This window comes from Denitratisoma sp., assembly GCA_032027165.1.
Taxonomy (GTDB): domain Bacteria; phylum Pseudomonadota; class Gammaproteobacteria; order Burkholderiales; family Rhodocyclaceae; genus Desulfobacillus.
Window position 1 is genome coordinate 2,818,451 of record JAVSMO010000001.1, and the last position, 21,608, is coordinate 2,840,058.

The 21,608-nt window shown below is 62.1% G+C and carries 21 protein-coding genes; 9 read left to right on the forward strand and 12 right to left on the reverse strand.

What is annotated here, in order from left to right:
* Positions 1-699 (forward strand): class GN sortase, encoded by a 699-nt coding sequence (locus ROZ00_13740; GenBank protein MDT3737285.1) that lies wholly within the window; start codon positions 1-3, stop codon positions 697-699.
* Positions 700-712: 13 nt separating this feature from the next.
* Complete coding sequence (locus ROZ00_13745) at positions 713-1,171, forward strand: L,D-transpeptidase (protein ID MDT3737286.1); 459 nt, start codon at positions 713-715, stop codon at positions 1,169-1,171.
* Here ROZ00_13745 and ROZ00_13750 read toward each other — a convergent pair.
* On the reverse strand, positions 1,161-1,496 hold the full coding sequence (locus ROZ00_13750; protein ID MDT3737287.1) for a DUF2917 domain-containing protein: 336 nt from the start codon (positions 1,494-1,496) through the stop codon (positions 1,161-1,163). The two genes, ROZ00_13745 and ROZ00_13750, sit on opposite strands and share 11 nt — an antisense overlap.
* 192 nt (positions 1,497-1,688) lie before the next feature.
* Between ROZ00_13750 and ROZ00_13755 the strand changes: the two genes are divergently transcribed.
* From ROZ00_13755 to ROZ00_13775, 5 genes are all read left to right on the forward strand, one after another.
* Positions 1,689-3,119: a PLP-dependent aminotransferase family protein gene (locus ROZ00_13755; GenBank protein ID MDT3737288.1), complete on the forward strand. Its 1,431-nt coding sequence runs from the start codon at positions 1,689-1,691 to the stop codon at positions 3,117-3,119.
* 25 nt (positions 3,120-3,144) lie between these two features.
* The gene (cimA, locus tag ROZ00_13760) at positions 3,145-4,776 is read left to right on the forward strand and encodes a citramalate synthase (protein MDT3737289.1); all 1,632 of its coding nucleotides are present in this window, start codon (positions 3,145-3,147) and stop codon (positions 4,774-4,776) included.
* Positions 4,777-4,819: 43 nt separating this feature from the next.
* Positions 4,820-6,226 (forward strand): 3-isopropylmalate dehydratase large subunit, encoded by a 1,407-nt coding sequence (gene leuC, locus ROZ00_13765; protein ID MDT3737290.1) that lies wholly within the window; start codon positions 4,820-4,822, stop codon positions 6,224-6,226.
* A gap of 9 nt (positions 6,227-6,235) precedes the next feature.
* On the forward strand, positions 6,236-6,874 hold the full coding sequence (leuD, locus tag ROZ00_13770) for a 3-isopropylmalate dehydratase small subunit (GenBank protein MDT3737291.1): 639 nt from the start codon (positions 6,236-6,238) through the stop codon (positions 6,872-6,874).
* Between the two features lie 76 nt (positions 6,875-6,950).
* Positions 6,951-8,093: an ATP-binding protein gene (locus ROZ00_13775; protein ID MDT3737292.1), complete on the forward strand. Its 1,143-nt coding sequence runs from the start codon at positions 6,951-6,953 to the stop codon at positions 8,091-8,093.
* A 64-nt stretch (positions 8,094-8,157) separates the two neighbouring features.
* Here ROZ00_13775 and ROZ00_13780 read toward each other — a convergent pair whose 3' ends face one another.
* Positions 8,158-8,640 (reverse strand): fasciclin domain-containing protein, encoded by a 483-nt coding sequence (locus ROZ00_13780; protein MDT3737293.1) that lies wholly within the window; start codon positions 8,638-8,640, stop codon positions 8,158-8,160.
* A 335-nt stretch (positions 8,641-8,975) separates the two neighbouring features.
* Here ROZ00_13780 and ROZ00_13785 point away from each other — a divergent pair, with 335 nt between their 5' ends.
* Both ROZ00_13785 and ROZ00_13790 read left to right on the forward strand, forming a co-directional pair.
* Complete coding sequence (locus ROZ00_13785) at positions 8,976-9,110, forward strand: hypothetical protein (protein ID MDT3737294.1); 135 nt, start codon at positions 8,976-8,978, stop codon at positions 9,108-9,110.
* The gene (locus tag ROZ00_13790) at positions 9,100-9,423 is read left to right on the forward strand and encodes a toxin-antitoxin system HicB family antitoxin (GenBank protein ID MDT3737295.1); all 324 of its coding nucleotides are present in this window, start codon (positions 9,100-9,102) and stop codon (positions 9,421-9,423) included. The genes ROZ00_13785 and ROZ00_13790 overlap by 11 nt, the downstream gene beginning before the upstream one ends.
* A 59-nt stretch (positions 9,424-9,482) precedes the next feature.
* On the opposite strand, the gene ROZ00_13795 is transcribed toward ROZ00_13790, so the two are convergent.
* The 10 genes from ROZ00_13795 to ROZ00_13840 all read right to left on the reverse strand — a co-directional run bounded on the left by ROZ00_13795 (position 9,483) and on the right by ROZ00_13840 (position 21,555).
* Positions 9,483-10,064: a mobile mystery protein B gene (locus ROZ00_13795; GenBank protein ID MDT3737296.1), complete on the reverse strand. Its 582-nt coding sequence runs from the start codon at positions 10,062-10,064 to the stop codon at positions 9,483-9,485.
* The gene (locus ROZ00_13800) at positions 10,061-10,525 is read right to left on the reverse strand and encodes a mobile mystery protein A (GenBank protein ID MDT3737297.1); all 465 of its coding nucleotides are present in this window, start codon (positions 10,523-10,525) and stop codon (positions 10,061-10,063) included. The genes ROZ00_13795 and ROZ00_13800 overlap by 4 nt, the downstream gene beginning before the upstream one ends.
* A 105-nt stretch (positions 10,526-10,630) precedes the next feature.
* Positions 10,631-11,806, reverse strand: coding sequence for an aminotransferase class V-fold PLP-dependent enzyme (locus ROZ00_13805; GenBank protein ID MDT3737298.1), 1,176 nt, complete (start codon positions 11,804-11,806; stop codon positions 10,631-10,633).
* A gap of 8 nt (positions 11,807-11,814) precedes the next feature.
* Entirely contained in the window at positions 11,815-12,711 is an 897-nt protein-coding gene (locus ROZ00_13810; protein MDT3737299.1) for a nuclease-related domain-containing protein, read from the reverse strand.
* A gap of 90 nt (positions 12,712-12,801) precedes the next feature.
* Positions 12,802-13,077, reverse strand: coding sequence for a hypothetical protein (locus ROZ00_13815; protein ID MDT3737300.1), 276 nt, complete (start codon positions 13,075-13,077; stop codon positions 12,802-12,804).
* A gap of 121 nt (positions 13,078-13,198) precedes the next feature.
* Positions 13,199-16,222 carry a type I restriction endonuclease gene (locus ROZ00_13820; protein ID MDT3737301.1) on the reverse strand — a complete coding sequence of 1,008 codons (3,024 nt, stop codon included), beginning with the start codon at positions 16,220-16,222 and terminating at the stop codon, positions 13,199-13,201.
* A complete protein-coding gene (locus ROZ00_13825; protein MDT3737302.1) occupies positions 16,219-16,848 on the reverse strand; it encodes a retron system putative HNH endonuclease in 630 nt (209 codons plus the stop codon). Before ROZ00_13825 ends, ROZ00_13820 begins: the two co-directional genes overlap by 4 nt.
* Positions 16,848-18,161, reverse strand: a complete 1,314-nt coding sequence (locus ROZ00_13830; GenBank protein MDT3737303.1) for an AAA family ATPase — start codon at positions 18,159-18,161, stop codon at positions 16,848-16,850. The genes ROZ00_13825 and ROZ00_13830 overlap by 1 nt, the downstream gene beginning before the upstream one ends.
* Positions 18,158-19,402, reverse strand: a complete 1,245-nt coding sequence (locus ROZ00_13835; GenBank protein ID MDT3737304.1) for a restriction endonuclease subunit S — start codon at positions 19,400-19,402, stop codon at positions 18,158-18,160. The genes ROZ00_13830 and ROZ00_13835 overlap by 4 nt, the downstream gene beginning before the upstream one ends.
* Positions 19,399-21,555 (reverse strand): class I SAM-dependent DNA methyltransferase, encoded by a 2,157-nt coding sequence (locus ROZ00_13840; protein MDT3737305.1) that lies wholly within the window; start codon positions 21,553-21,555, stop codon positions 19,399-19,401. The genes ROZ00_13835 and ROZ00_13840 overlap by 4 nt, the downstream gene beginning before the upstream one ends.
* Positions 21,556-21,608 lie beyond the last annotated feature (53 nt).

A 21,608-nucleotide genomic window follows, 5' to 3' on the forward strand; every position in this document is an offset into this window, starting at 1 on the left:
ATGAAAGCCATGACCTTCAGCCGACCCGCCTCGCGCGAAGACTGGCCCCTCGGCGTCGAATGCGCCTGGCCCGCGGCGATGCACGCCGAGCCCGCCCGCGCCGTCGTGCGCGGCCGAACTTACCTCCTGCCGCGCCGCTGGCAACTCTGGCTCGCCGCCGTCGCCTTCAGCGTCAGCCTCTGGCAGCTCGGCCAGGGCGGATACATCCAGGCGAAAGCCTGGCTGGCGCAAGTGCTGATCAAGCAGGCCTGGGCGCGCACGCTGGAAGGCGAACAACACGCCAAACCCTGGCCCTGGGCCGACACCTGGCCGGTGGCGCGCCTCACGGTGCCCGACCGCGGCATCGAGCGCTACGTGCTGGCCGGTGCCAACGGCCGCACCATCGCCTTCGGCCCCGGCCACGTCTTCGGCACGCCGCTGCCGGGCGAGGCCGGCAACAGCGTCGTCGGCGCCCATCGCGACACCCACTTCGCCTTCCTGCGCGACGTGAAGCCGGGCGAAGAGATCGTCGTGCAAAAGTCAGTCTCCGTGACACGGCGCTACCGCGTCGCCGGCGCCGAGATCGTCGACAAGTCCGAGACCCGCGTGCTGGCACAGGCGCCCGGCGAGACGCGCCTGACGCTGATCACCTGCTACCCCTTCGACGCCCTGCGCGCCGGCGGCCCGCTGCGCTACGTCGTCACCGCCCAAGCCCTCTGAAAGGAGCCATGACATGAACGCCCTCTGCTTCTCCGTCGCCCTCGCCAACACGCGCGCCTTCGACGACAACTCCGGCTATCCGCGGCCGATCCTGGTGCCGCGGGTGGACAAGCTGGTCGTCGACAAAACGCGGCGCCGCCTGACGCTGATGGGCTGCAAGCGCGTCGTGCGCAGCTACCGCATCTCGCTCGGGGCGAAAAGCAGCGCGCCGGCCGGCCGCTACGTCATCATTGGGCGCAACCCGAAGAGCCCCAACCACCTCGCCCTGCGTCTCGCCCGCCAGTCGCCGTCCGCCGCCGAACACGCCGGCGGCGGCCTGCAGCTGCATGGCACGCCCGACTGGCTCGGCCCGCTCGCCGTCGCCCTCAAGGGCAGCGACTGGACCACCGGCGGCATCGCCGTCAGCAACCCGGACATCGAGGAGATCTGGAACCTGGTGACCGACGGCACGCCGGTCGTCGTCAAGCCGTAGCCTTGCCCTCGCGGCGCAGGCCCGCGCAGAGGCACACCAGGCTGCGGTCGAGGAAGGGGCGCACGCGCCGTTGCAGGAAGGAAGCCGGGCAGTGCACGCGCAGTTCATTCAGCGACTTCGTCGCGCCCTCGATGACGACGCGGCCGCGGCCCGGCACGCACCAGCTCTGGCCGGGCGAGAGGAAGACGTCGCCCGGCTCGCCGGTCACCGTCACCCAGAGCAGGCCGCGGGTGGCGTCGATGACGACGCCCCGGGCGTCCTCCAGCACGAGGGTCTCGCCGTCGGCGAGGGATATCGGCGCAAGCTGCAGACAGTAGTGATCCATGGCGGCCCCCTGCGGGAAACGATGCAGCCAGTCTAGGTTTCCGCCCGCCACCGATACAGATACAGCAACACGAAATTGTTACCAATACAGTTCCGCGTTTTGGCAAACTGTGCCGGTCGATCCGGGGCGCAACTGTATCTGTTCCGTCCCGGCAGCGCCGCCTACGATGGCGGGGTCATCGGGAGATCCAGCATGGAAGAGCGCAGCCTCCGCTACGAAACCCTCGCCGACGAGTTCGCCGGCCTCATCGACCGCCGCGTGCTCGGCCCCGGCGACCGCCTGCCCTCGGTGCGCAAGCTCTCGCAGGAGAAGCGCCTCTCGGTGTCCACCGTGCTGCAGGCGCTGCGCACCCTGGAGGACCGCGGCCTGGTCGAGGCGCGGCCGCAATCCGGCTTCTTCGTGCGCCGCCGCCCGCTGGCGCGCGCCGAGCCGGAGGCGCGCCGTACGCCGGCGCGGCCGGTGAAGGTCGACCTCTCCCAGCGCATCCTGCGCGTGCTGCAGCTCAACAACCGCCCCGGCGTCGTGCCGCTCGGCGCGGCGCTGCCCGACACCTCGCTGCTGCCGGTGGCGGCGATCCAGCGCCTCTACGCGAGCGTCGCCCGCCAGCAGCCGAACCTCCTGCGCAGCAACAGCCACACCGACATGAACGAGCCGGCCCTGGTGCGCCAGCTGGTGCGCCGCTCGCTCGCCTGGGGCGGCCCGCTCGACGCCGACGAGATCGTCGTCACCAACTCCTGCAGCGAGGCAATGTTCCTCTGCCTGCGCGCCGTGACGAAGCCCGGCGACACCGTCGCCGTCGAGTCGCCGAGCTACTACCTGATGCTGCAGCTCATCGAGTCGCTCGGCCTCAAGGCGCTGGAGATCCCCACCGACCCGCGCCGCGGCCTCTCCGTCGACGCCCTCGACCTCGCCACGCGCGACGGCAAGGTCAAGGCCTGCCTGTTCGTCACCAACTCGAGCAATCCGCTCGGCACCATCCTCTCCGACGCCGACAAGAAGCGCCTGGTGCGCCTGCTCGACGCGCGCGGCGTGCCGCTGATCGAGGACGACATCTACGGCGACCTGCAGTTCGGCGAGCGGCGGCCGTGGCCGGCCAAGGCCTTCGACCGCAGCGGCAACGTCATGCTCTGCGCCTCATTCTCGAAGTCGATCACGCCGGCCCTGCGCTGCGGCTACGTCGCCGCCGGCCGCTTCGCCACCGAGGTGATGCGGCAAAAAACCCTGGCGAGCGGCGCCACCAACCCGATCACGCAGAACGTGCTGGCGCGCTTCCTCGAGACCGGCGCCTACGACCGCAGCCTGCGCGCGCTGCGGCGCGCCTACCGGCAGCAGGTCGAGCGCACCGCCGACGCCGTCTCGCGCCATTTCCCCGAGGGCACGCGCATCACCCGGCCGCAGGGCGGCGTGGTGCTCTGGCTGGAGCTGCCCGGCAAGGTCGACACCAGCCTCCTCTTCGAGCGCGCCGCCGAGGAGAACATCGCCTGCGTGCCCGGCGACCTGTTCTCGCCCAGCGGCCTCTACCGCAACTGCCTGCGCCTGAACTGCGGCAACCCGTGGACGCCGGCCATCGAAGCGGGGGTGCGCCGGCTCGGCGAACTGGCCGGGGAACTGACCGGCGCCTGACCCCTTCTCCCTGTAAAATACGGGGATGAAACGGATTTCCATCTACGATTCCACCTTGCGGGACGGCGCCCAGGCCCAGGGCATCTCGTATTCCGTGGAGGACAAGGTCAAGATCGTCGAGCGGCTCGACGCCCTCGGCGTGCGCTACATCGAGGCCGGCAACCCCGGCTCCAACCCGAAGGACCTGGAATTCTTCGAGCGCGTGCGCGGCATGAAGCTGAAGAACGCCAAACTCATCGCCTTCGGCGCCACGCGCAAGATCGGCATCCAGGCCGAGGACGACGGCAACGTGCGCTCGATCCTCGCCGCCGGCACCGACGCCGTCGCCATCTTCGGCAAGAGCTGGGACTACCAGGTCACCGAGATCCTGCGCACCAAGCTCGACGAGAACCTGCGCATGATCGGCGACACCATCCGCTACCTCAAGCAGCAGGGCAAGGAAGTGGTCTACGACGCCGAGCACTTCTTCGACGGCTGGAAGGCCAACCCGGACTACGCGCTCGCCACCCTGAAGGCCGCCGCCGACGCCGGCGCCGACAGCCTGTGCCTGTGCGACACCAACGGCGGCACCTTCCCCGACGTCGTCTTCGAGGTCACGAAGAAGGTGGTCGGCCAGTTCAAGACGCCGATCGGCATCCACTGCCACAACGACTGCGAGATGGCGGTGGCCAACTCGGTGATGGCGGTGCAGGCCGGCGCGACGCAGGTGCAGGGCACCATCAACGGCATCGGCGAGCGCTGCGGCAACGCCAACCTGTGCGCGATCATCCCCGACCTGCAGCTGAAGCTCGGCTTCGAGTGCATCCCGCCGCAGAACATGGCCACGCTCACCACGGTGGCGCGCGCGGTGTCCGACATCGCCAACATGCCGCACAACGAGAAGGCCGCCTACGTCGGCGCCGACGCCTTCGCCCACAAGGGCGGCATGCACATCGACGCCGTGGTGAAGAACCCGGTCTCCTACGAGCACATCGACCCCGACCTCGTCGGCAACAGCCGCCGCACCTTGATGTCCGAAGTCGCCGGCCGCAGCACGCTGCTCGCCCGCATCCGGGCCGTCGACCCGAAGATCGGCAAGGATTCGCCCGAGACGAAGAAGATCATCGACCGCCTGAAGCAGCTCGAGCACGAGGGCTACCACTTCGAAGCCGCCGAGCAGTCCTTCGAGCTGGTCGTGCGCAAGATGCTCGGCAAGTACACGCCCTTTTTCGAGCTGGTCGAGTTCAAGGTGATGGTGAACGAGCCCTCGGTCAACGGCATGAATTCCTCGGCGATGATCAAGATCCGCGTCGGCGACGAGACCGAGATCACCGCCGCCGAGGGCGACGGCCCGGTGAACGCCCTCGACAAGGCCGTGCGCAAGGCGCTCGAGCGCTTCTACCCGGCCATCGGCGAGATCCGCCTCACCGACTACAAGGTGCGCGTGCTCGATTCCGACCAGGCCTCGGCCGCCAAGGTGCGCGTGCTCATCGAATCGACCGACCACCGCGAGCACTGGACCACCATCGGCGTGTCCACCGACATCATCGACGCCTCCTGGCACGCCCTGGTGGATTCCATCGAGTACAAGCTGGTGCGCGAGCAGGAGCGGCGTACACCCGCTCCCGTCGTCCCCGCGAAAGCGGGGACCCATGGATTCCCGCTTTCGCGGGAATGACGAACATCACTTTCAAGTAACACCTGCAATAGAAGGAACCATCATGGCTGGCAAGACGCTTTACGACAAACTCTGGGAATCGCACGTCGTCCGCGAGGAATCCGACGGCACGTGCCTGCTCTACATCGACCGCCACCTCATGCACGAGGTGACCAGCCCGCAGGCCTTCGAGGGCCTGCGCCTGGCCGGCCGCAAGGCCTGGCGTTCCTCGAGCGTGGTCGCCAACCCCGACCACAACACGCCGACCGACCACTGGGACGAGGGCATCAAGGACCCGATCTCGCGCCTGCAGGTGGAGACGCTCGACGCCAACATCCGCGACTTCGGCGCCCTGGTGTACTTCCCCTTCAAGCACGCCAACCAGGGCATCATCCACGTCATCGGCCCGGAGAACGGCACGACGCTGCCCGGCATGACCGTGGTGTGCGGCGACAGCCACACCTCCACCCACGGCGCCTTCGGCGCGCTGGCCTTCGGCGTCGGCACCTCCGAAGTCGAGCACGTGCTCGCCACGCAGACGCTGGTCGGCAAGCGCTCGAAGCGCATGCTCATCAGGGTCGACGGAAAAGTCAGTCCCGGCGTCACGGCGAAGGACATCGCGCTGGCGATCATCGGCAGGATCGGCACCGCCGGCGGCACCGGCTACGCCGTCGAGTTCGGCGGCAGCGCCATCCGCGCCCTCTCCATGGAAGGCCGCATGACCCTCTGCAACATGGCCATCGAGGGCGGCGCCCGCGCCGGCCTCGTCGCCCCCGACGAGAAGACCTTCGAATACCTCAAGGGCCGCCAGTTCGCACCGAAGGACGCAAACTGGGACAAGGCCGTCGCCTACTGGAAGACCCTGCAGTCCGACGCCAATGCCAAGTTCGACGCGGTGGTCGAGCTCGACGCCGCGAAGATCGAGCCGCAGGTCACCTGGGGCACCTCGCCCGAGCAGGTGCTGCCGGTCGGCGGCCGCGTGCCCAACCCGGCGAAGGAAAGCGATGCGCAGAAGCGCGCCGGCATCGAGCGCGCCCTGCAGTACATGGGCCTCAAGGCCGACACGCCGATCGAGGAGATCGCGGTCGACAAGGTCTTCATCGGCTCGTGCACCAACTCGCGCATCGAGGACCTGCGCGCCGCCGCGAAATACACCAAGGGCAAGAAGAAGGCGGCGAATGTGAAGCTGGTGCTGGTCGTGCCGGGCTCCGGCCAGGTCAAGCGCCAGGCCGAGGCCGAGGGCCTCGACAAGATCTTCATCGAGGCCGGTTTCGAGTGGCGCGAGCCGGGCTGCTCGATGTGCCTGGCCATGAACGCCGACCGCCTCGCCCCGGGCGAGCGCTGCGCCTCCACCTCCAACCGCAACTTCGAAGGGCGCCAGGGCGCCGGCGGGCGCACCCACCTCGTCAGCCCCGAGATGGCCGCCGCCGCCGCCATCGCCGGCCACTTCGTCGACATCCGCAAGCAATAAGGAACCGCCATGAAACCCTTCAAATCCCTCGACGGCCTGGTCTGCCCGCTCGACCGCGCCAACGTCGACACCGACGCCATCATCCCCAAGCAGTTCCTCAAGTCGATCAAGCGCTCGGGCTTCGGCCCCTACCTCTTCGACGAGTGGCGCTACGCCGACGTCGGCGAGCCCGGCATGGACTGCAGCAAGCGCCCGCTGAAGAAGGACTTCGTCCTCAACCAGCCGCGCTACAAGGGCGCGCAGGTGCTGCTCGCGCGCGACAACTTCGGCTGCGGCTCCAGCCGCGAGCACGCGCCCTGGGCCATCGAGGACTACGGCTTCCGCGTCATCATCGCGCCGTCCTTCGCCGACATCTTCTTCTCCAACTGCTACAAGAACGGCGTGCTGCCGATCGTGGCTTCAAGCGCCATCGTCGACCAGCTCTTCCGCGAGTGCGCCGCGCAGAAGGGCTACCGGCTGCGCGTCGACCTCGAGACGCAGACCGTGCGCAACCCCGCCGGCGAGTGGTTCCAGTTCGACATCACGCCGCACCGCAAGCACTGCCTGCTCAACGGCCTGGACGAGATCGGCCTGACGCTGCAGCACGCCGACGAGATCAAGGCCTTCGAAGCCAAGCACAAGGCCGCGCAGCCCTGGCTGTTCGCCTGAGCCTCATAGCCGCCTGCGGGAATCAACCACGAAATTCCACTAGTTACTGACCGAATTTCATGGTAGATTCCCGGCCATGATCAACCGGGAAGCGCTTCGCCGGCGGATCGGGCAGGCCCTCGCCCGCAATCCCGTCGTCGCCCTCGTCGGGCCGCGTCAGGTCGGCAAGACCACGCTGGCGCGCGGCTTCGTCGCGCACGATTCGCCCAATTATTTCGACCTGGAGGATCCGGTCAGCCTGGCCCGCCTGGCCGAACCGATGACCGCCCTCGCGCCGCTTGCCGGCCTGGTGGTCATCGACGAGATCCAGCGCTCCGGCGACCTGTTTCCGGTCCTGCGCGTCCTGGCGGACCGGCCGGACACCCCGGCCCGCTTCCTGGTGCTGGGCAGCGCATCCCCTGCCCTGCTCCGCCAATCCAGCGAATCCCTTGCCGGCCGCATCGAAGTCATCGAGGTAGGCGGGTTCGGCCTGGCCGAGACCGGCCTCGAGGCTGCCGATACGCTCTGGCTCCGGGGCGGCTTTCCGCGCTCGTATCTGGCACGCAGCCAGGCCGACAGCCAAGCCTGGCGCCGGCAGTTCCTGCTCGCCCTGGCGGAGCGCGACCTGCCGCAGCTGGGCATGCGCCTCGCACCGGCAGCGATGATGCGCTTCCTGACCATGCTGGCGCATTACCACGGGCAGGTCTGGAATGCCGCGGAGCCGGCCCGCTCGCTCGGCATTTCGGAATCCAGCGTGCGGCGCTACCTCGATCTGCTCGACGGCAGCTATCTCGTCCGGCAGCTGCAGCCGTGGCACGAAAACATCGGCAAGCGCCAAGTCAAGGCGCCCAAGCTGTACTGGCGCGATTCCGGCCTGCTGCACCGGCTGCTCGGCATCGATGCGCGCAACGCCCTGCTTGCCCACCCGAAATGCGGCGCCTCGTGGGAAGGATTCGTGATGGAAGAGCTGATCCGCGGCCTCGAGCCGGACGAGACCTATTTCTGGGCGACCCACACCGGCGCGGAACTGGACGGGCTGTTCATCAGGGAGGGCCGGCGTCTCGGCATCGAAATCAAGCGCGCCGACGCACCGCAACTTACGCCCTCCATGCGCCATGCCCTGGCCGACCTCAAGCTCGATCTGCTATGGGTGATCTATCCGGGCAATCGGTCCTATGCGCTGCACGACAAGGTGCAAGTGCTGCCCCTGCACGAAGCCCTGGCTGTTCGCCTGAAATAAAAAGCGGGCGGCCGGAGCCGCCCGCAAGGGTGGATGGCGGGGGGGCATCCAGGGAGGAGACGGTTCAGTTCGGCAGCACGACGCTGTCGATGACGTGGATCACGCCGTTGCTGGTGACGATGTCGGTCTTCACCACCTTGGCCTGGTTGATCATCACGTTGCCGTACTTGACGTCCACGTTGAGCGGCTGGCCCTGGACGGTCGGCACCTGGCCCGGGGCGACGTCCTTGGCCATCACCGCGCCCGACACCACGTGATAGGTCAGCACGGCGCGCAGCTTTTCCTTGTCCTTCAGCAGGGCGTCGAGCTGGTCCTTGGGAATCTTGGCGAACGCCTCGTCGGTCGGCGCGAACACCGTGAACGGGCCCGGGCCCTTCAGGGTATCGACCAGGCCGGCGGCCTGGACGGCGGTGACGAGGGTGTTGAAGCTGCCCGCCGAAACGGCGGTATCGACGATGTCCTTCTTCATTTCGGCAACGGCCGCCGTGGCAGCCATGGAGATCGCCAGACCGGCGGCCAGATTCCTGATCGATTTCGAAACTTGCATTTTCCAATCCTCCAGTAGTTGAACAGTAGAACGAGTCATGTGGCTCGTATTGTCCTAGACAAACAGGATTAAGAAGGGTTCATTCAGGTTTCAATATTTTTTTCCTGCCGCCACTATTGGCGTAATTAGTCATCAATAACAAATAACTAGAAGCACCATGCCATTTCTTACGAATCGCCTAAATTGTCCATGACACTAATAGGACATTGAGAATCCTTAAGGCTCGGGGAAAGTCAGCCTCCGCAACACGGCGCATTGGCTCACCTGGTGAACTGCCCCCTGCAGGACAATGGTGACAGCCTTGTATTGTGGTGTCACTATTGGTACCATCCTCGATGACGGCCATCCCGAAAATCCTCGACCGGATGCGGCGCGAACCGGCCAATGTCCGGTTCAGCGAACTCAGGAATCAGGTCAGGCAGGTGCTGCTGGCGATCGACAAGCTGGAGGCCATGCGCCATGAGCGCTGATCACTACACCTATCGCGTCACCTGGTCCGCCGAGGATGGCGAACACGTCGGCCTGTGCGCCGAATTCCCGTCGCTGTCCTGGCTGGCAAAAACACCCGAAGCCGCCCTGAAGGGCATCCGCCAGATCGTCGCCGAAGCGGTGGCCGACATGCAGGCCTCCGGCGAAACCGTTCCCGTGCCGCTGGCGGAGAAGCACTACAGCGGCGAGTTCCGCGTGCGCATTCCGCCGGAAGTCCATCGCTCGCTCGCCATCCAGGCCGCCGAGCAGGGCGTTAGCCTGAACCGTCTCGCCAGCGCGAAACTGGCGGCCTGAACGCCCCTACCCGAACACCCGCGCCAGCGCCTCGCTGTCCGGCGGCTCGCAACACCCGATCACGAACGCACGAACGCCAGCAGCGGTCCGTAGTCCTTGCCGTCGGCAGCGCGCAGTGCTGCGAGATAGCGCTGCCGCACTTCGCCGTCGGCAACCAGGTTCCCCGCACCCCAGGAGAATCGCGGCTCGCCGTGCTGCACCAGCAGCAAATCCGCCATGGTTCGCGACAACCGGCCGTTTCCGTTCGCGAAGGGATGGATCGCCACCAGCCGGTGACTGAACCGCGCCGCGATTTCGTCGAGCGGGTAGCTCTTGCATTCAAGCTGCGTCTTCACGTCTTCGCATAGATCATGCAAGGCTGGCTGGATGCGCAGCGGGTCCACGCCGATGTTCTTTTCGGTGGTGCGGAATTTTCCCGCCCAGCGCCAGGTGGTGCCGAACATGCGCTTGTGCAAGGCGCAGACGAACTCGTTTCCGAGCAGATTCCTGTGTCGCCGCCCGAAAGCCCATCGCTCCCCCTCGATGATGTTCACCATCTCCCATTCATTCAACTGGCCGTGGTTGGCGATGTGCGAGGGAATCAGCCCGGCCGCCTCGTCGGGATCGAGCGGCGTGGCGCCGGGCGGATAGTCGAGATTCATTGCCATAGCTTGCGCGCACTGCCACTCAGCAAGGATTCGGCCAGCAACTTGCGCTGGCGCTCGCGTTCCTTTGCCGACACGCCTTGCGCCTCCAGCTTCATGGAATGGTCCGTCGGTTGCAGCATGGCCTCGGCAAGCGCGTCGGCGCGGCGCTCGCGCAGGTCGTCGAGGGTGCCCCCCTCCGGCACCAGCGCATAGACCACGCGGCAACCCATCGCCCGCGCCAGGCGATCCAAGCTCTCAAGGGTGATCCGGCGTTCGGCCTCGGTCCGCTCGAAATCCTGCACCGATTGCCGGCTGATACCGGCGCGCGCACCCAGTTGCGCTTGCGTCATGCCCAGCGCTTCACGGATCGCACGCACCCATCCACCCCGCGGCGGCATGGCTGCCTCCGGGCTCGGGTAAGCCTGCAGCGTATCGGAAAGCTGCATTCGCTTGAGTTTCTTATTTGAATCAATCATCAGACGCTCCTTGAGCAGGCTATAACCTGCCTATGCGAGCTTATTGTGCCGGCTATAACAAGCTAATGTCAAGAATAATGCCGGCTATAACCTGCATATAATTCCCTACCCGAACACCCGCGCCAGCGCCTCGTAGTCCGACAGCTCGTTGTACACCTGCGCCGAGAGGCGCGCCCAGAGGCGGCCGGCGATGGGGAAGACCGGCACCTCGATGCGGTGCTCGTCGAGCAGCCGCCGGCGCCAGCGGCGCGCGGCCTCCTCGCTGCCGGCCTCGTCGACGGGCAGCGGCAGCGACACCATCGCCGCGCACATGCCTGACGGCGCGCCCGGCGCAACCTTCCACGCATCGGCGACCAGCTCCGCCGCCGCCCGCGCCTGGCCGACCAGCTCGGACTGGTAGCAGTCGACACCCAAGGCCTCGATGAATTCCAGCGCCGCCGTCACCGCCAGCCGCGCGCTCGGGTCGTGCGTGCCGGGCCAGGCGAACTCCTGCTCGTAGCCCTCGCCGTAGAAGTTCGACACCACCGTCGGGTGCAGGTCGCGCTGCCCCTCCGGCGTCGCATACAAAAAGCCGCAGCCCTTCGGCGCGCACAGCCACTTGTGGCAGTTGCCGACGTACCAAGTCATGCCCTGATCCGCCAGCGCATCGAGCGCCAGCGGCAGCATCCCCGGCGCGTGCGCGCCGTCCACCAGCACCGGCACGCCGCACGCGCGGCACAGGCGCACGATCTCCTCGACGGGCGACACCGCCGCCAGCGGCGCGAAGACATGGTCGACGATCGCCAGGCGCGCGCCGCCGGCGAGCGCTTCCGCGTACGCCGCCACCACCGCCTCCGGCCCCGGCAGCGGCCAGGGCACGCGCGCCTCCGTCAAAGTCAGTCCATGGCGCTCGGCGACGAAGCGCGCCGCGTTCTTCACGCCCGGATAGGCGTGGTCGGCGATGACGATGCGCTCCCCCGCCCGCCAGCGCAGCGAACGCAGCACCGCGTTGGCGCCCGCCGTGGCGTTCTCGACAAAAGTCAGTCGCTGCGACACGGCGCCGACGAAGCCGGCCAGCCGCACCCGCGCCGCCAACAGCGCGGGCGGCAGCTCATCCACCATGAAGCGCACCGGCTCGCGCTCCATCGCCTCGCGCCAGCGCGCCTGCGCCGCGAGCACATGCAAGGGCGCCGCGCCGAAGGAACCGTGGTTGAGGAAACGGATGCCCGGGTCGAGCGACCACAGGCTGCGCAGGGGGTGGCCGAAGGGGGTGTTGGGTGGGGGGAGAAGGTTATCGGGCAAGACGTCGTTTACTCTTCTGGCGCGCTATAAGCCTTCGGTGCCACGTTTCGGCAACGCTGGTCGAGTTGATGGACGATCTGCTTGATCAGCTTTTCCGAGAGGGTCTGCTTGGCGATGAGATTGAAATACCCACCCGCGTTCTTGGGGTTCAGCACCGCAATTCCTTCCGATGCTGTCCTACGCACATACCAACCGGGCAACATCAAGACCGGCTCAACTTGCAGGGGTTCTCCAACGGCACTCGATAGCCACTCCTTCAACCACTTGGCTTGTCTAGCCGCTTGTTGAAGCGGTGCGGTCTCCGTCCATTCCGGGAACTTCAAGCTGCGTCCGTCGTATAAGACTTCCCAGCCTTTGTTGTCTCCACCTCCGGTGCGCTTAGGGCGCCCCTTGGTTTCGACCGCATAAACACCGGAGGGACCAACCACTACGTGATCGATATTGAATTTCTCAGCGGGAAAATCGTGAAACACCCAGTAACCATCGTGGGCGAGCGTGTTAAGTTCTTGCGCAGCCGCTACCTCAGCTTCGTAGCCTAGCTGCAGCTTGATGCGTTCTTTGATGAGGCGATTAGCCTTAAAAAGACAGAAGCCCCACAAAAATGCCCCAGTCAGCGCACACATCCAGATAATTAACGTGGAAGGCTCTGGCCTGTGAAGCCGATCTGCCAAGTACATGGCATAGGCTAAAAGGGGGCCGGCCGCACCAACAGACATATACCCCAAAGTATCAAGGCGGGCTTCGTCCAACTGTTCGCTGATCGTTTGCCCAGGCGAGCGAAGCAGGCCGCGCGTCAGCGGAGATCGGCGGTCCGTGCTGCTCTGGCGCTTGCGCCAATACACAATGATCTGGACGAAAAGGTAAAGCGGGGCTATCCAAATACCAAAAAGGAGCAGCAGTTCCAAGGTGGGCGCCATATGGCCACTCATATCTCTAGAAAAAGTCAGTCTCTGTAGGACGGCGATAAACGAACTGACTACTTACAAGTACGGTAGCTACTTAACTGCCTCGGCCGTTTCTGAACCCATATCCGCCAGAATCTCCCGAAACTGCTCCAGCGCCGCCTCCAGGTCCTCGACGATTTCCTGTGCGATCACTTCGGGCGCGGGCAGGCTGTCGGATTCCGACAGGGATTCGTCTTTGAGCCAGAAGATGTCCAGGCTTGCCTTGTCGCGGTTGATGAGGTCTTCGTAGGCGCAGGCGCGTAAGCGGCCGTCGGCGCCAATCGACACCCGCTGGTCCTTGTCGATGAGATCGACACTATCCGCCACAGCTTGGCCGGATCCTGGCAAATTCGCCGGGAGCAAATTAGAGCGCGTGCATCGCGACAGCAGACTGTGGCCCAGAAATGGGCCGAGTCATACTTGCTCTGGGATCTAATTACGGGATGGCTCACTGAGCTTGCCTTACCGATTTTGATAACCGTTCATAAACTTGGCTTCCCAACCACTTTGCCACCAACTCTTGTAGCTCCGGCTTGCTCATGTAATCCGCGAACAGCTCTTCATTCAGCTCCATGCGCTCGATAAACAAAGATTCCAATATCTGTCGAAAAACCAGCTGAAACTTATCGAGAGGATTGACTTCCGCAGCCTTTTGCAAAACCTCACTTTGACTCGCTGCTTCTTCGATCTGGTCAAAGAAAAGTTGATCCGCCTCGTTTAGCTCACCACCGAATCTCTCATTAATGATGTCAATCAGTCGGGATAGTGAAACGTGCTCCTCTCGAACCATTCCTGAGCCAACCTCTCCAGGCCCATTAAGCAGCTTCGCATAACCTTCGCTGAGGTTAATCGATCCTTCGCTGATCTTCTGCAGACGGTAATAATCGAGTTCGACTTCCTCATCAAACTGATATCCGGGCCCGGTCTTGCGTTTTGGCAACTTCAGCGCGAGATGCCGCAAATAGGTAAACAACTTTTCAAGATCGCTGTCCTGATAGGGAATCACTTGGCTTAAAAAGCTGTACAAGTTGCGGAAAGCTTGCGCCTTCCCTCGCCACAACTCGGCTTCTTCCTCCTCCGAATTCTGCAGTTGCAGAAAGCGCGCAACTGCCCGATCGAGGACAGCATTCATGTTCTTGTGATCGTTTGGACTCTGGCGGCGCTTGGGTGCGAAGAATATCGCTGCGAACTCGCTAACTTCGGTCTGCTGGTAAATTCCCGAGGCATCCAGTTCGGCTTTGACCTCATACAGCTTCTCCGGCTCTACCTGCTCCCCCATCACCGACCCTTCGTAATACTGGCGAAACGCCTCCTGTATGTCGGCGGGATCATTCACGAAATCCAGCACAAAGGTATCATCCTTGAGCGGGTGCGTTCGGTTCAGGCGCGACAAGGTCTGCACGGCTTGAATGCCGCCAAGCCGCTTGTCGACGTACATCGTATGCAGCAACGGCTGGTCGAATCCTGTCTGGTATTTCTCGGCCACCAGCAATACGCGGTACTCAGGCTTAGCGAATGTATCAGGCAACTCCTTTTCTCTTACCCCCTCGTTCATTTCCACTTCGGTATAGATCTTCTCCGGAATCTTGTCGTCTTCGACGGTACCGGAAAACGCCACCAGTGTCTTGATGGTGTAACCTTTCGCGGCGATGTATTCATCGAATGCCTGTTTGTAGCGCACTGCCTCCAGCCGTGATCCCGTCACCACCATGGCCTTTGCATGGCCACCTATCTTGTGCCGGGTATGCTGCTGGAAATGCTCGACCATGATTTCTGTCTTCTGGCCAATGTTGTGTGGGTGTAGTCGCAGAAAGCGGGCGAGCGACTTTGCCGCTCTTTTGCGCTCAACGTTGGGATCGTCCTCGGCCTTTTTGACTAACTTGTAATAGGTTTTATAAGTGACGTAACTGGCCAATACGTCCATGATGAACCGTTCTTCGATCGCCTGCCGCATGGTGTAGCGGTGAAACGGTTCACCCTTGCGGCCAAAGATCGCCAGTGTCTTGTGTTTCGGCGTAGCGGTGAACGCAAAGAAACTCATGTTCGGTTGATGACCACGCTTGGCCATGGAACGAAATAGACGTTCCATTTCCACTTCACCTTCCTCTTGCGCCAATTCCTGCGCCTTCTTTCTCAGCTCGGCTCCGCCCAACACCCCTTTGAGCTCGGTGGCCGTTTCACCTGACTGCGAGCTGTGCGCCTCATCGATGATCACCGCATACTTACGGGTCGGCAAATAGCTGCCACCCTCTCCACGTTCTTCGGCGAGTTTCATCAACTGTCCGGTGACGAACGGAAACTTTTGCAGCGTGGTAATGATGATCGGTACGCCCGTTTCCAGCGCCTCCGCAAGTTGGCGCGAGTCCTCGTCGATTTTCTGCACCACACCCTGGCGGTGGTCAAACTGGTAAATCGTATTTTGTAACTGGCGGTCGAGAACAACACGGTCGGTAATGACCACGACACTGTCGAAGATGCGCTCATCCTTGTCGTTGTGCAGCGAAGAGAGCCGATGCGCGAGCCAGCCTATCGTGTTGCTCTTGCCGCTACCCGCCGAGTGCTCCACCAAATAGTTGTGCCCCACACCCTCCTTCGCCGCGGCCGACACCATCTGACGTACCGCCTGCAACTGGTGATAGCGCGGAAAGATCATCGTTTCCTTGCGAACCTTCTTGCCGTCGTCCGTGGTCTTCTCCTCCACATCGAGGTGAAGAAAGCGCGCAAGCAAATCCATCAAGCTATCGCGCTGCAAGACCTCTTCCCACAAATACGCGGTCTTGTAGTTGCGACCTACCTTGTCCGGTTCATTGCCCGCGCCGCCCTGGTTGCCACGATTGAATGGCAGGAAATGTGTACCGGACCCGGCAAGGCGCGTGGTCATATGCACCTCTTCCGTATCAACGGCAAAATGCACCAATGTGCGCTTGGTAAATTGAAAAATCGGCTCACGCGGGTCGCGATCGTTCCGGTATTGATGGATCGCATTGGCGGCCGTCTGTCCCGAAAGCGGGTTCTTGAGTTCCAGCGTTACGACCGGTATGCCGTTAACTGATAGCACGACATCCAACGACTTCTCACTGGTCGGGCTGAAATGCAGCTGCCGGGTGATACCCAGTTGATTGGCCGCGTAACGCGCCTCAAGTTCTGGATTGAGCCCATGAGCAGGACGGAAGAACGCGACCCGCAGTGTTTTGCCAAAGCACTTGAAACCGTGACGGAGTGTCGAGAGCACGCCATGTATCTCTATCCATTTACATAGCGCCTCCAGCACCCGCTCGCCGGTCTGGTCACCGTGCAAGGCTTGCAGCTTCTCCCATGTCTTCGCCTGGGTGCTGCAAACGAATTCCAGCACGACAGCGGGAAAGATCGCCCGCTCGCGATTGAATTCGTCCGAAAGTAGCTTCCTGTAGCCATCGGCCGACAACACTGCCTCAATGGCCGTTTCAAACGCAGCTTCGCTGGTCTGTTTCATGCGGGCACCATCCGCAGTTTCTTCCTCAGGTAGTACACGACGACCTGACTGTACTCCGCCAACTCACCCGCCAACGAACCATCCCACTTCCGCAATTCATGGGCCGGATTGCCGATGCGCCCATAGTGAAGTGCATCCTTGAACGCCTCCAGGACTGCTTTGCGGTTGTTGACCAAGCATGACCAATTGAGGTTCAGCACATCATTCAGTTCGCGATCGATGTGTGCCTGATCGGATTTGATGCGGCCATCACCGAGAAACTGAACAAGACGCTCTACGTTACAGGCCGGGTCCGCGGGGGATAGAACAATATCGGTATCGCCCTTGCTGGTGTCACAGTGTTGTTCTCGCCCGGGGCGACCTTTGCCACCCAAACACGCGCCGAGCAGGTTTCTGTAATCAAGGCGCCTAGCCGGATATCTTGCCTCACACTGCCAATGTTCGATCTTCATACTCGCAGTGTCCGGCCGGATTCGAGACTGACAGTAGCAGCACAAACCCCGCTGCTCCACGACCAGATATTTCCGCAGGTTTGCCTTGTCGGCGTAATTGTCGAAATCGGCGTGAGCCTTAAGGCGATGCTCGGTGAGTGAATGGGGTTCGGCATTCTTCTGAATGTTCCGCATTAATCCGACCCTTCCAGAAACTTGATCAACGAGCTGGCGCGCGTCAGTTCCGGTTCGCTTTCGCCAAGCGGCTTCTCCAACTCGGTAATCTTCTTGCGCGCTGCGTCAAATTCTTCCTTATCGATCAATTCAAACAACACTTTCAGCTCAGCATCAATCTTCTTGGTACGCACCGGTGCACCCATAAGCTCCTGCAAGATGCGGTTGGCATCCATACCATAGGCCTCCGCCGGTACTGTCACGACAACCCTGCCATCTTGGTATTCCAGAAAACGCACACAGCGGGCTTCAACCTCGCCCAAAACTAGAGGTGAATGGGTCGTCACCACGAACTGACAACTCTTGAACAACTTTCGCAGCCGCCCCAACACGTCACGTTGCCATTTCGGGTGCAGATGCAATTCAATCTCATCGATCATCACCAGCGCCACGCCCTCGGCGATGGGGTTGTCGCTGTCCGGGTTGGCGATGGCCAGCCGCCGGGTGAGGTCGAAGACCAAGGCCAGCAGTCCGCGCTCGCCGTCGGATAGTTGGTGCAGATAAAACGGCTGGTCGCGTTTGTCGACGACGAACCCCAGACGCGGCTTTTCCTGTATGCGCAGATTCGTGAATTCCGGCACCAGCTCATGAACCACGTTACGCAAAGCATCCAGCACCTTCAGTCGACGCGGCTCGTTTTCCGCACCCAGAGTCTGTTGAGTACGGAACCAGTGCATGAACTCGCGCAACTCGACTTCTCGGTCATGCAGGGCGCGGCCGTAGGCCAGCGACGGGTCAAACGGCTTTACGGCCGGCAAGGTTCGCGGCTGGCCCGGCAACTGGCGCTTGGGGGTGAAATACACCGCGAGCGGCGGATTGGCGGCCGTCTTGAGCGCGGACAGTGCAGCGCGGGTTTCTTTGATGCCCGCTTCGAGGTCGCCGGTGAGGGTGCGCGCCCGCAAGGCTTCGGTGAAACGCACGGCTTCGGTGGGTGACTGCTCCTGTCGCAAGAGGATAAAGCGGTCACTTTCATTCTCGGCCGCGCGCACGCGCTGCACCCCGGCATTGAGCGTCTGATCGCCGAGGCGCAGTCGCGCCGAAACTTCCAACGAGGTTCTATCGCTGAAAATGTCATCATCGGTGAAATAGATCGCCGTCGAACGCGACGGCGTGAATTCCGGGATCGCGCGAGAAAGCACGGTTGCCAGCGCGCGCAACAACGTGGACTTACCTACGCCGTTCACGCCCGCGATCAACGTCACATCCGACTCGAAGCCGATGTCTAGTTGTTCAAAACCACCGCAGTGGGCGAGGCTGAGGCGTTCCAGCTTCATGCCGCCATTTCCTCCAATGGGATTTGGCCAGTGACGGCGGCGGTGATAAGGGCTGCGCGGTGCTCCTTCGCAAGCTCTATAGAACGGAACAAAGTATCGACCAGGACCTTCGTCTTGGAATGATTCAGTTCGAGTTCTTTGACTATCGCGCGCTGTTCATTCGCTGGGGGCATAGGTAAACGCATTTCAAAGAAGTTCTCTGGGTACAATCTAAGCCTTGATGACCAGACGCCTTTAGACCAACGACTTACCTCAGCCACAAAGGGTCTCGACCGACAGAGTAGTTCCACAAACTCAGGCAACAGATCGCCCTTTGATGTGTAAACGTGATAGTCCGGGCTCACGATACCTTCGAGGGGCGTTACCCCCATCGCGCCCATCCACCCCCACAACGTATTAATTACCAAATCGCCGGGGTAACACAGCTTGTATCCCGCTTTATCGTCAGCCTGAAACATGTAAACGTCCTTTTCCGACCGAGCCGTCACACCCGTTATGTGCGAAACGGTCAATAACTCCTCATCGCCCAATTCCGAACGTTGATCGCGAACAGAGAATAGATTCTTCGCTCGCTCGATTCCCCAATGCGCCGGAATATCGCCCAGCCAGTCGAGGCCGGAGGGTTTGAGGGGGACGTTGGGCCTGAGACCGCGGGTGACGGCGCGGCTGATGAGGGCGGCGCGTTTTTCTTCCAACAGGTCCAGCATCTTTTCCTTTTCCGCCACCAGCGCATCGATGCGCGCGGTTTCTCGGTCGAGGTAGTCGGCAATTGCTTTCTGAAATCTCTCGTCCGTTGGAAATGGTAGTTGCAGGTCCTTCAGATATTCGCCATCAACGTGAGGAATTCCCATTCCAATAGTGAATGTCTTAAGAACCGGCTCAATGCCTTTACATAACCAAAACAGGTAGCTTCGATCAAATTTGACAGGGATTAGCAAGGCCGCTGTCGAAGATACAGCGCCGAATTTGGCGTGCAGGAATTCACCAGCGTTTGATCCATCCCACAACAGAAGGATGTCACCTTCATTCGCAGTAACCATGCCATTCGGAAAAACAAACTCCGTAGGCTCTGAGTCACCTCTCAGATACTCCATTGAAAGGTATGGTACGCCCCCCGTCTCGACGCGCGGCTCATCCTCTAATTTCTCGGGTAACCTTCCTTTAGAGGTATTCGCGACATATCGGAAGCGAATCGTTTCCCATTCGCCGGGTAGAGTTTGTGCGATAGACAGTTCCTTCACTCCGTCACCTCGCGCAACAACTCCATGATCCGCTTCTCGACCGCTTCCAGCTCCTTGTCGATCTCGTGCAACGGCCGCGGCGGCTGGTACTGAAAGAACACGCGGTTGAAGTTGATCTCGTAGCCGACCTTGCCGATGCCGCCGTCTTGTTCGTCCAGCGTTTCGCGATCGATCCAGGCGTCGTTCACGTAGGGCCGCACTTCGCGCAGGAAGTAGCTGACGATGTCTTCCTTCAAGGGGATGTTCTCGGCGTCTTTGAGCGCGGGGTCGGGTTCGTATTCGATGTGTTTGCCCTTGCCGTCGGTGTGCAACCCCAGCGCCGCTTCCAATTCGGCGGGCTTGAGTGCAGGCAAGGACTGGTTGGGGAACAGCGCGGCGGTGTCGAGCTTTTCTATCTTGTGGTGTTTGGCGATGGCGGGTTCAGCTTCAGGATCGACGGCGGTGAACACCTCGCGGAAGAGTTTCTTTTGCGCCGTGCCTTTTGCGCCCTTGGCCCAGCCTTCGACATCTTCCGGCAGTGCCTTGACGATGTCTTGCACCTGTTCCCAAGTGGCGTTCCAGTCGAGCCGCGGTTCGCCGCCCAGCACTTCTTCGACGGCCAGGAAGGCGTCGAGCAGTTCTGGGCAGGCATCGAGAAACTTCTCTTTGGTTTCCTGCGTGATCTGGAAGCGCAGACGTAACGGCCGCTGCACTGTGATACGCCGGTAGCCGAAATCGGCATTGTCCAAAATCTTGCTGGTTTTGGAGTCGTCCAGCGCGCCGTGTTCGCGGGTAACGGTGGTAATGGCGTCTTCGTCCAGATAGCGGCGCTTGTTGCCGAGGCTGCGCTTCATCGGCGCCCAGCGTTCGCGGGCGTCGATCAACTGAATCTTGCCCTTGCGGTGTTTTGCCTTGCGGTTGGTGACGACCCACACAAAGGTGCCGATGCCGGTGTTGTAGAACATCTGCTCGGGCAGGGCGACGATGGCTTCGAGCCAGTCATGTTCGATGATCCAGCGGCGGATTTCGCTCTCGCCGCTGCCGGCGCCGCCGGTGAACAGGGGCGAACCATTGAAAACGATAGCCACGCGCGAGCCGGGTTTGTCGCGGTTGCCGGGTTGCCAGTCCTGAAATTTGGAAATCATGTGAATCAGGAACAGCAGTGCGCCGTCGTTGACGCGCGGCAACTTGCCGCTGTAGCCGCGGAAATTGGGCCAGCGCTCGATGATCTTCTGCTCGCCTTTCCAGTCCACGCCGAAGGGCGGGTTGGCGAGCAGGTAGTCGAAGCGCATGTCCGGAAACTGATCGTTCGTAAGCGTGTTGCCGTATTCGATGCGGCTGTCGCGATGGCCTTTGATGAGCAGGTCGGACGCAGCCACGGCGTAGGAGCGCGGGTTGTAGTCCTGGCCGTAGACTTTGACGGTGGCGTGTTCATTGTGGGCGCGGATCCAGTTTTGCGACTCGGCCAACATGCCACCGGTGCCGCATGCCGGGTCGCAAATGGTGACGATGACGCCTGCCTGTGTGAGCACCTTGGTATCGGGCTCCAGCAGCAGGTTGACCATGAGCCGGATGACCTCGCGCGGGGTGAAGTGGTCACCGGCCGTTTCGTTCGCCGCTTCGTTGAAACGCCGGATCAGGTCCTCGAACACCAGACCCATGGTGATGTTGTCCACGTGCCGGGGGTGGAGGTCGATACTTTCAAACTGCGCGACTACTTGATAGAGGCGGTTGGCCTCTTCGAGCTTTTCGATTTCCTTCTCGAACTCGAAGCGTTCGAAAATCTTGCGAATGTTCTCAGAGAAACCGTTGATGTAGTCGGTCAGGTGGCGACCGATGTTGTCCGGGTCGCCCTTCAGTTTACGGAAGTCGAGCTGGCTGTGATTGTGGAAACCGAGCGGATTGCCGTCCTCGTCCTTGGCCAGATTATTGAGGATAGGATCAACGCTGATCGGCTCCTTTTTCTTGGCTTTGAATTCTTTGTTCTTCGCTACCAGTTCCGCGTGCTTTTTCAGCACGGCGGCCTTGGTGGGCTCCAACACACAATCAAAGCGGCGCAAAACCGTGAGGGGCAGCATCACGCGCTCGTATTGCGGCGGGCGATACGGCCCGCGCAGCAGATCGGCGACGGACCAGATGAAGTTTGAAAGTTGCTGAAAATTGGCTGGGGTCATGTATTAGCTAGTCCTTCATAAACTGGCCGCAATAGCACCAAGCTTACCTTTTA

Coding starts and splice junctions, on each gene's coding strand:
- ROZ00_13740 (MDT3737285.1), top strand. CDS start 1: ATGAAAGCCATGACCTTCAGCCGACCCGCCTCGCGCGAAGACTGGCCC.
- ROZ00_13745 (MDT3737286.1), top strand. CDS start 713: ATGAACGCCCTCTGCTTCTCCGTCGCCCTCGCCAACACGCGCGCCTTC.
- ROZ00_13750 (MDT3737287.1), bottom strand. CDS start 1,496: ATGGATCACTACTGTCTGCAGCTTGCGCCGATATCCCTCGCCGACGGC.
- ROZ00_13755 (MDT3737288.1), top strand. CDS start 1,689: ATGGAAGAGCGCAGCCTCCGCTACGAAACCCTCGCCGACGAGTTCGCC.
- cimA (MDT3737289.1), top strand. CDS start 3,145: ATGAAACGGATTTCCATCTACGATTCCACCTTGCGGGACGGCGCCCAG.
- leuC (MDT3737290.1), top strand. CDS start 4,820: ATGGCTGGCAAGACGCTTTACGACAAACTCTGGGAATCGCACGTCGTC.
- leuD (MDT3737291.1), top strand. CDS start 6,236: ATGAAACCCTTCAAATCCCTCGACGGCCTGGTCTGCCCGCTCGACCGC.
- ROZ00_13775 (MDT3737292.1), top strand. CDS start 6,951: ATGATCAACCGGGAAGCGCTTCGCCGGCGGATCGGGCAGGCCCTCGCC.
- ROZ00_13780 (MDT3737293.1), bottom strand. CDS start 8,640: ATGCAAGTTTCGAAATCGATCAGGAATCTGGCCGCCGGTCTGGCGATC.
- ROZ00_13785 (MDT3737294.1), top strand. CDS start 8,976: ATGACGGCCATCCCGAAAATCCTCGACCGGATGCGGCGCGAACCGGCC.
- ROZ00_13790 (MDT3737295.1), top strand. CDS start 9,100: ATGAGCGCTGATCACTACACCTATCGCGTCACCTGGTCCGCCGAGGAT.
- ROZ00_13795 (MDT3737296.1), bottom strand. CDS start 10,064: ATGAATCTCGACTATCCGCCCGGCGCCACGCCGCTCGATCCCGACGAG.
- ROZ00_13800 (MDT3737297.1), bottom strand. CDS start 10,525: ATGATTGATTCAAATAAGAAACTCAAGCGAATGCAGCTTTCCGATACG.
- ROZ00_13820 (MDT3737301.1), bottom strand. CDS start 16,222: ATGAAACAGACCAGCGAAGCTGCGTTTGAAACGGCCATTGAGGCAGTG.
- ROZ00_13825 (MDT3737302.1), bottom strand. CDS start 16,848: ATGCGGAACATTCAGAAGAATGCCGAACCCCATTCACTCACCGAGCAT.
- ROZ00_13830 (MDT3737303.1), bottom strand. CDS start 18,161: ATGAAGCTGGAACGCCTCAGCCTCGCCCACTGCGGTGGTTTTGAACAA.
- ROZ00_13840 (MDT3737305.1), bottom strand. CDS start 21,555: ATGACCCCAGCCAATTTTCAGCAACTTTCAAACTTCATCTGGTCCGTC.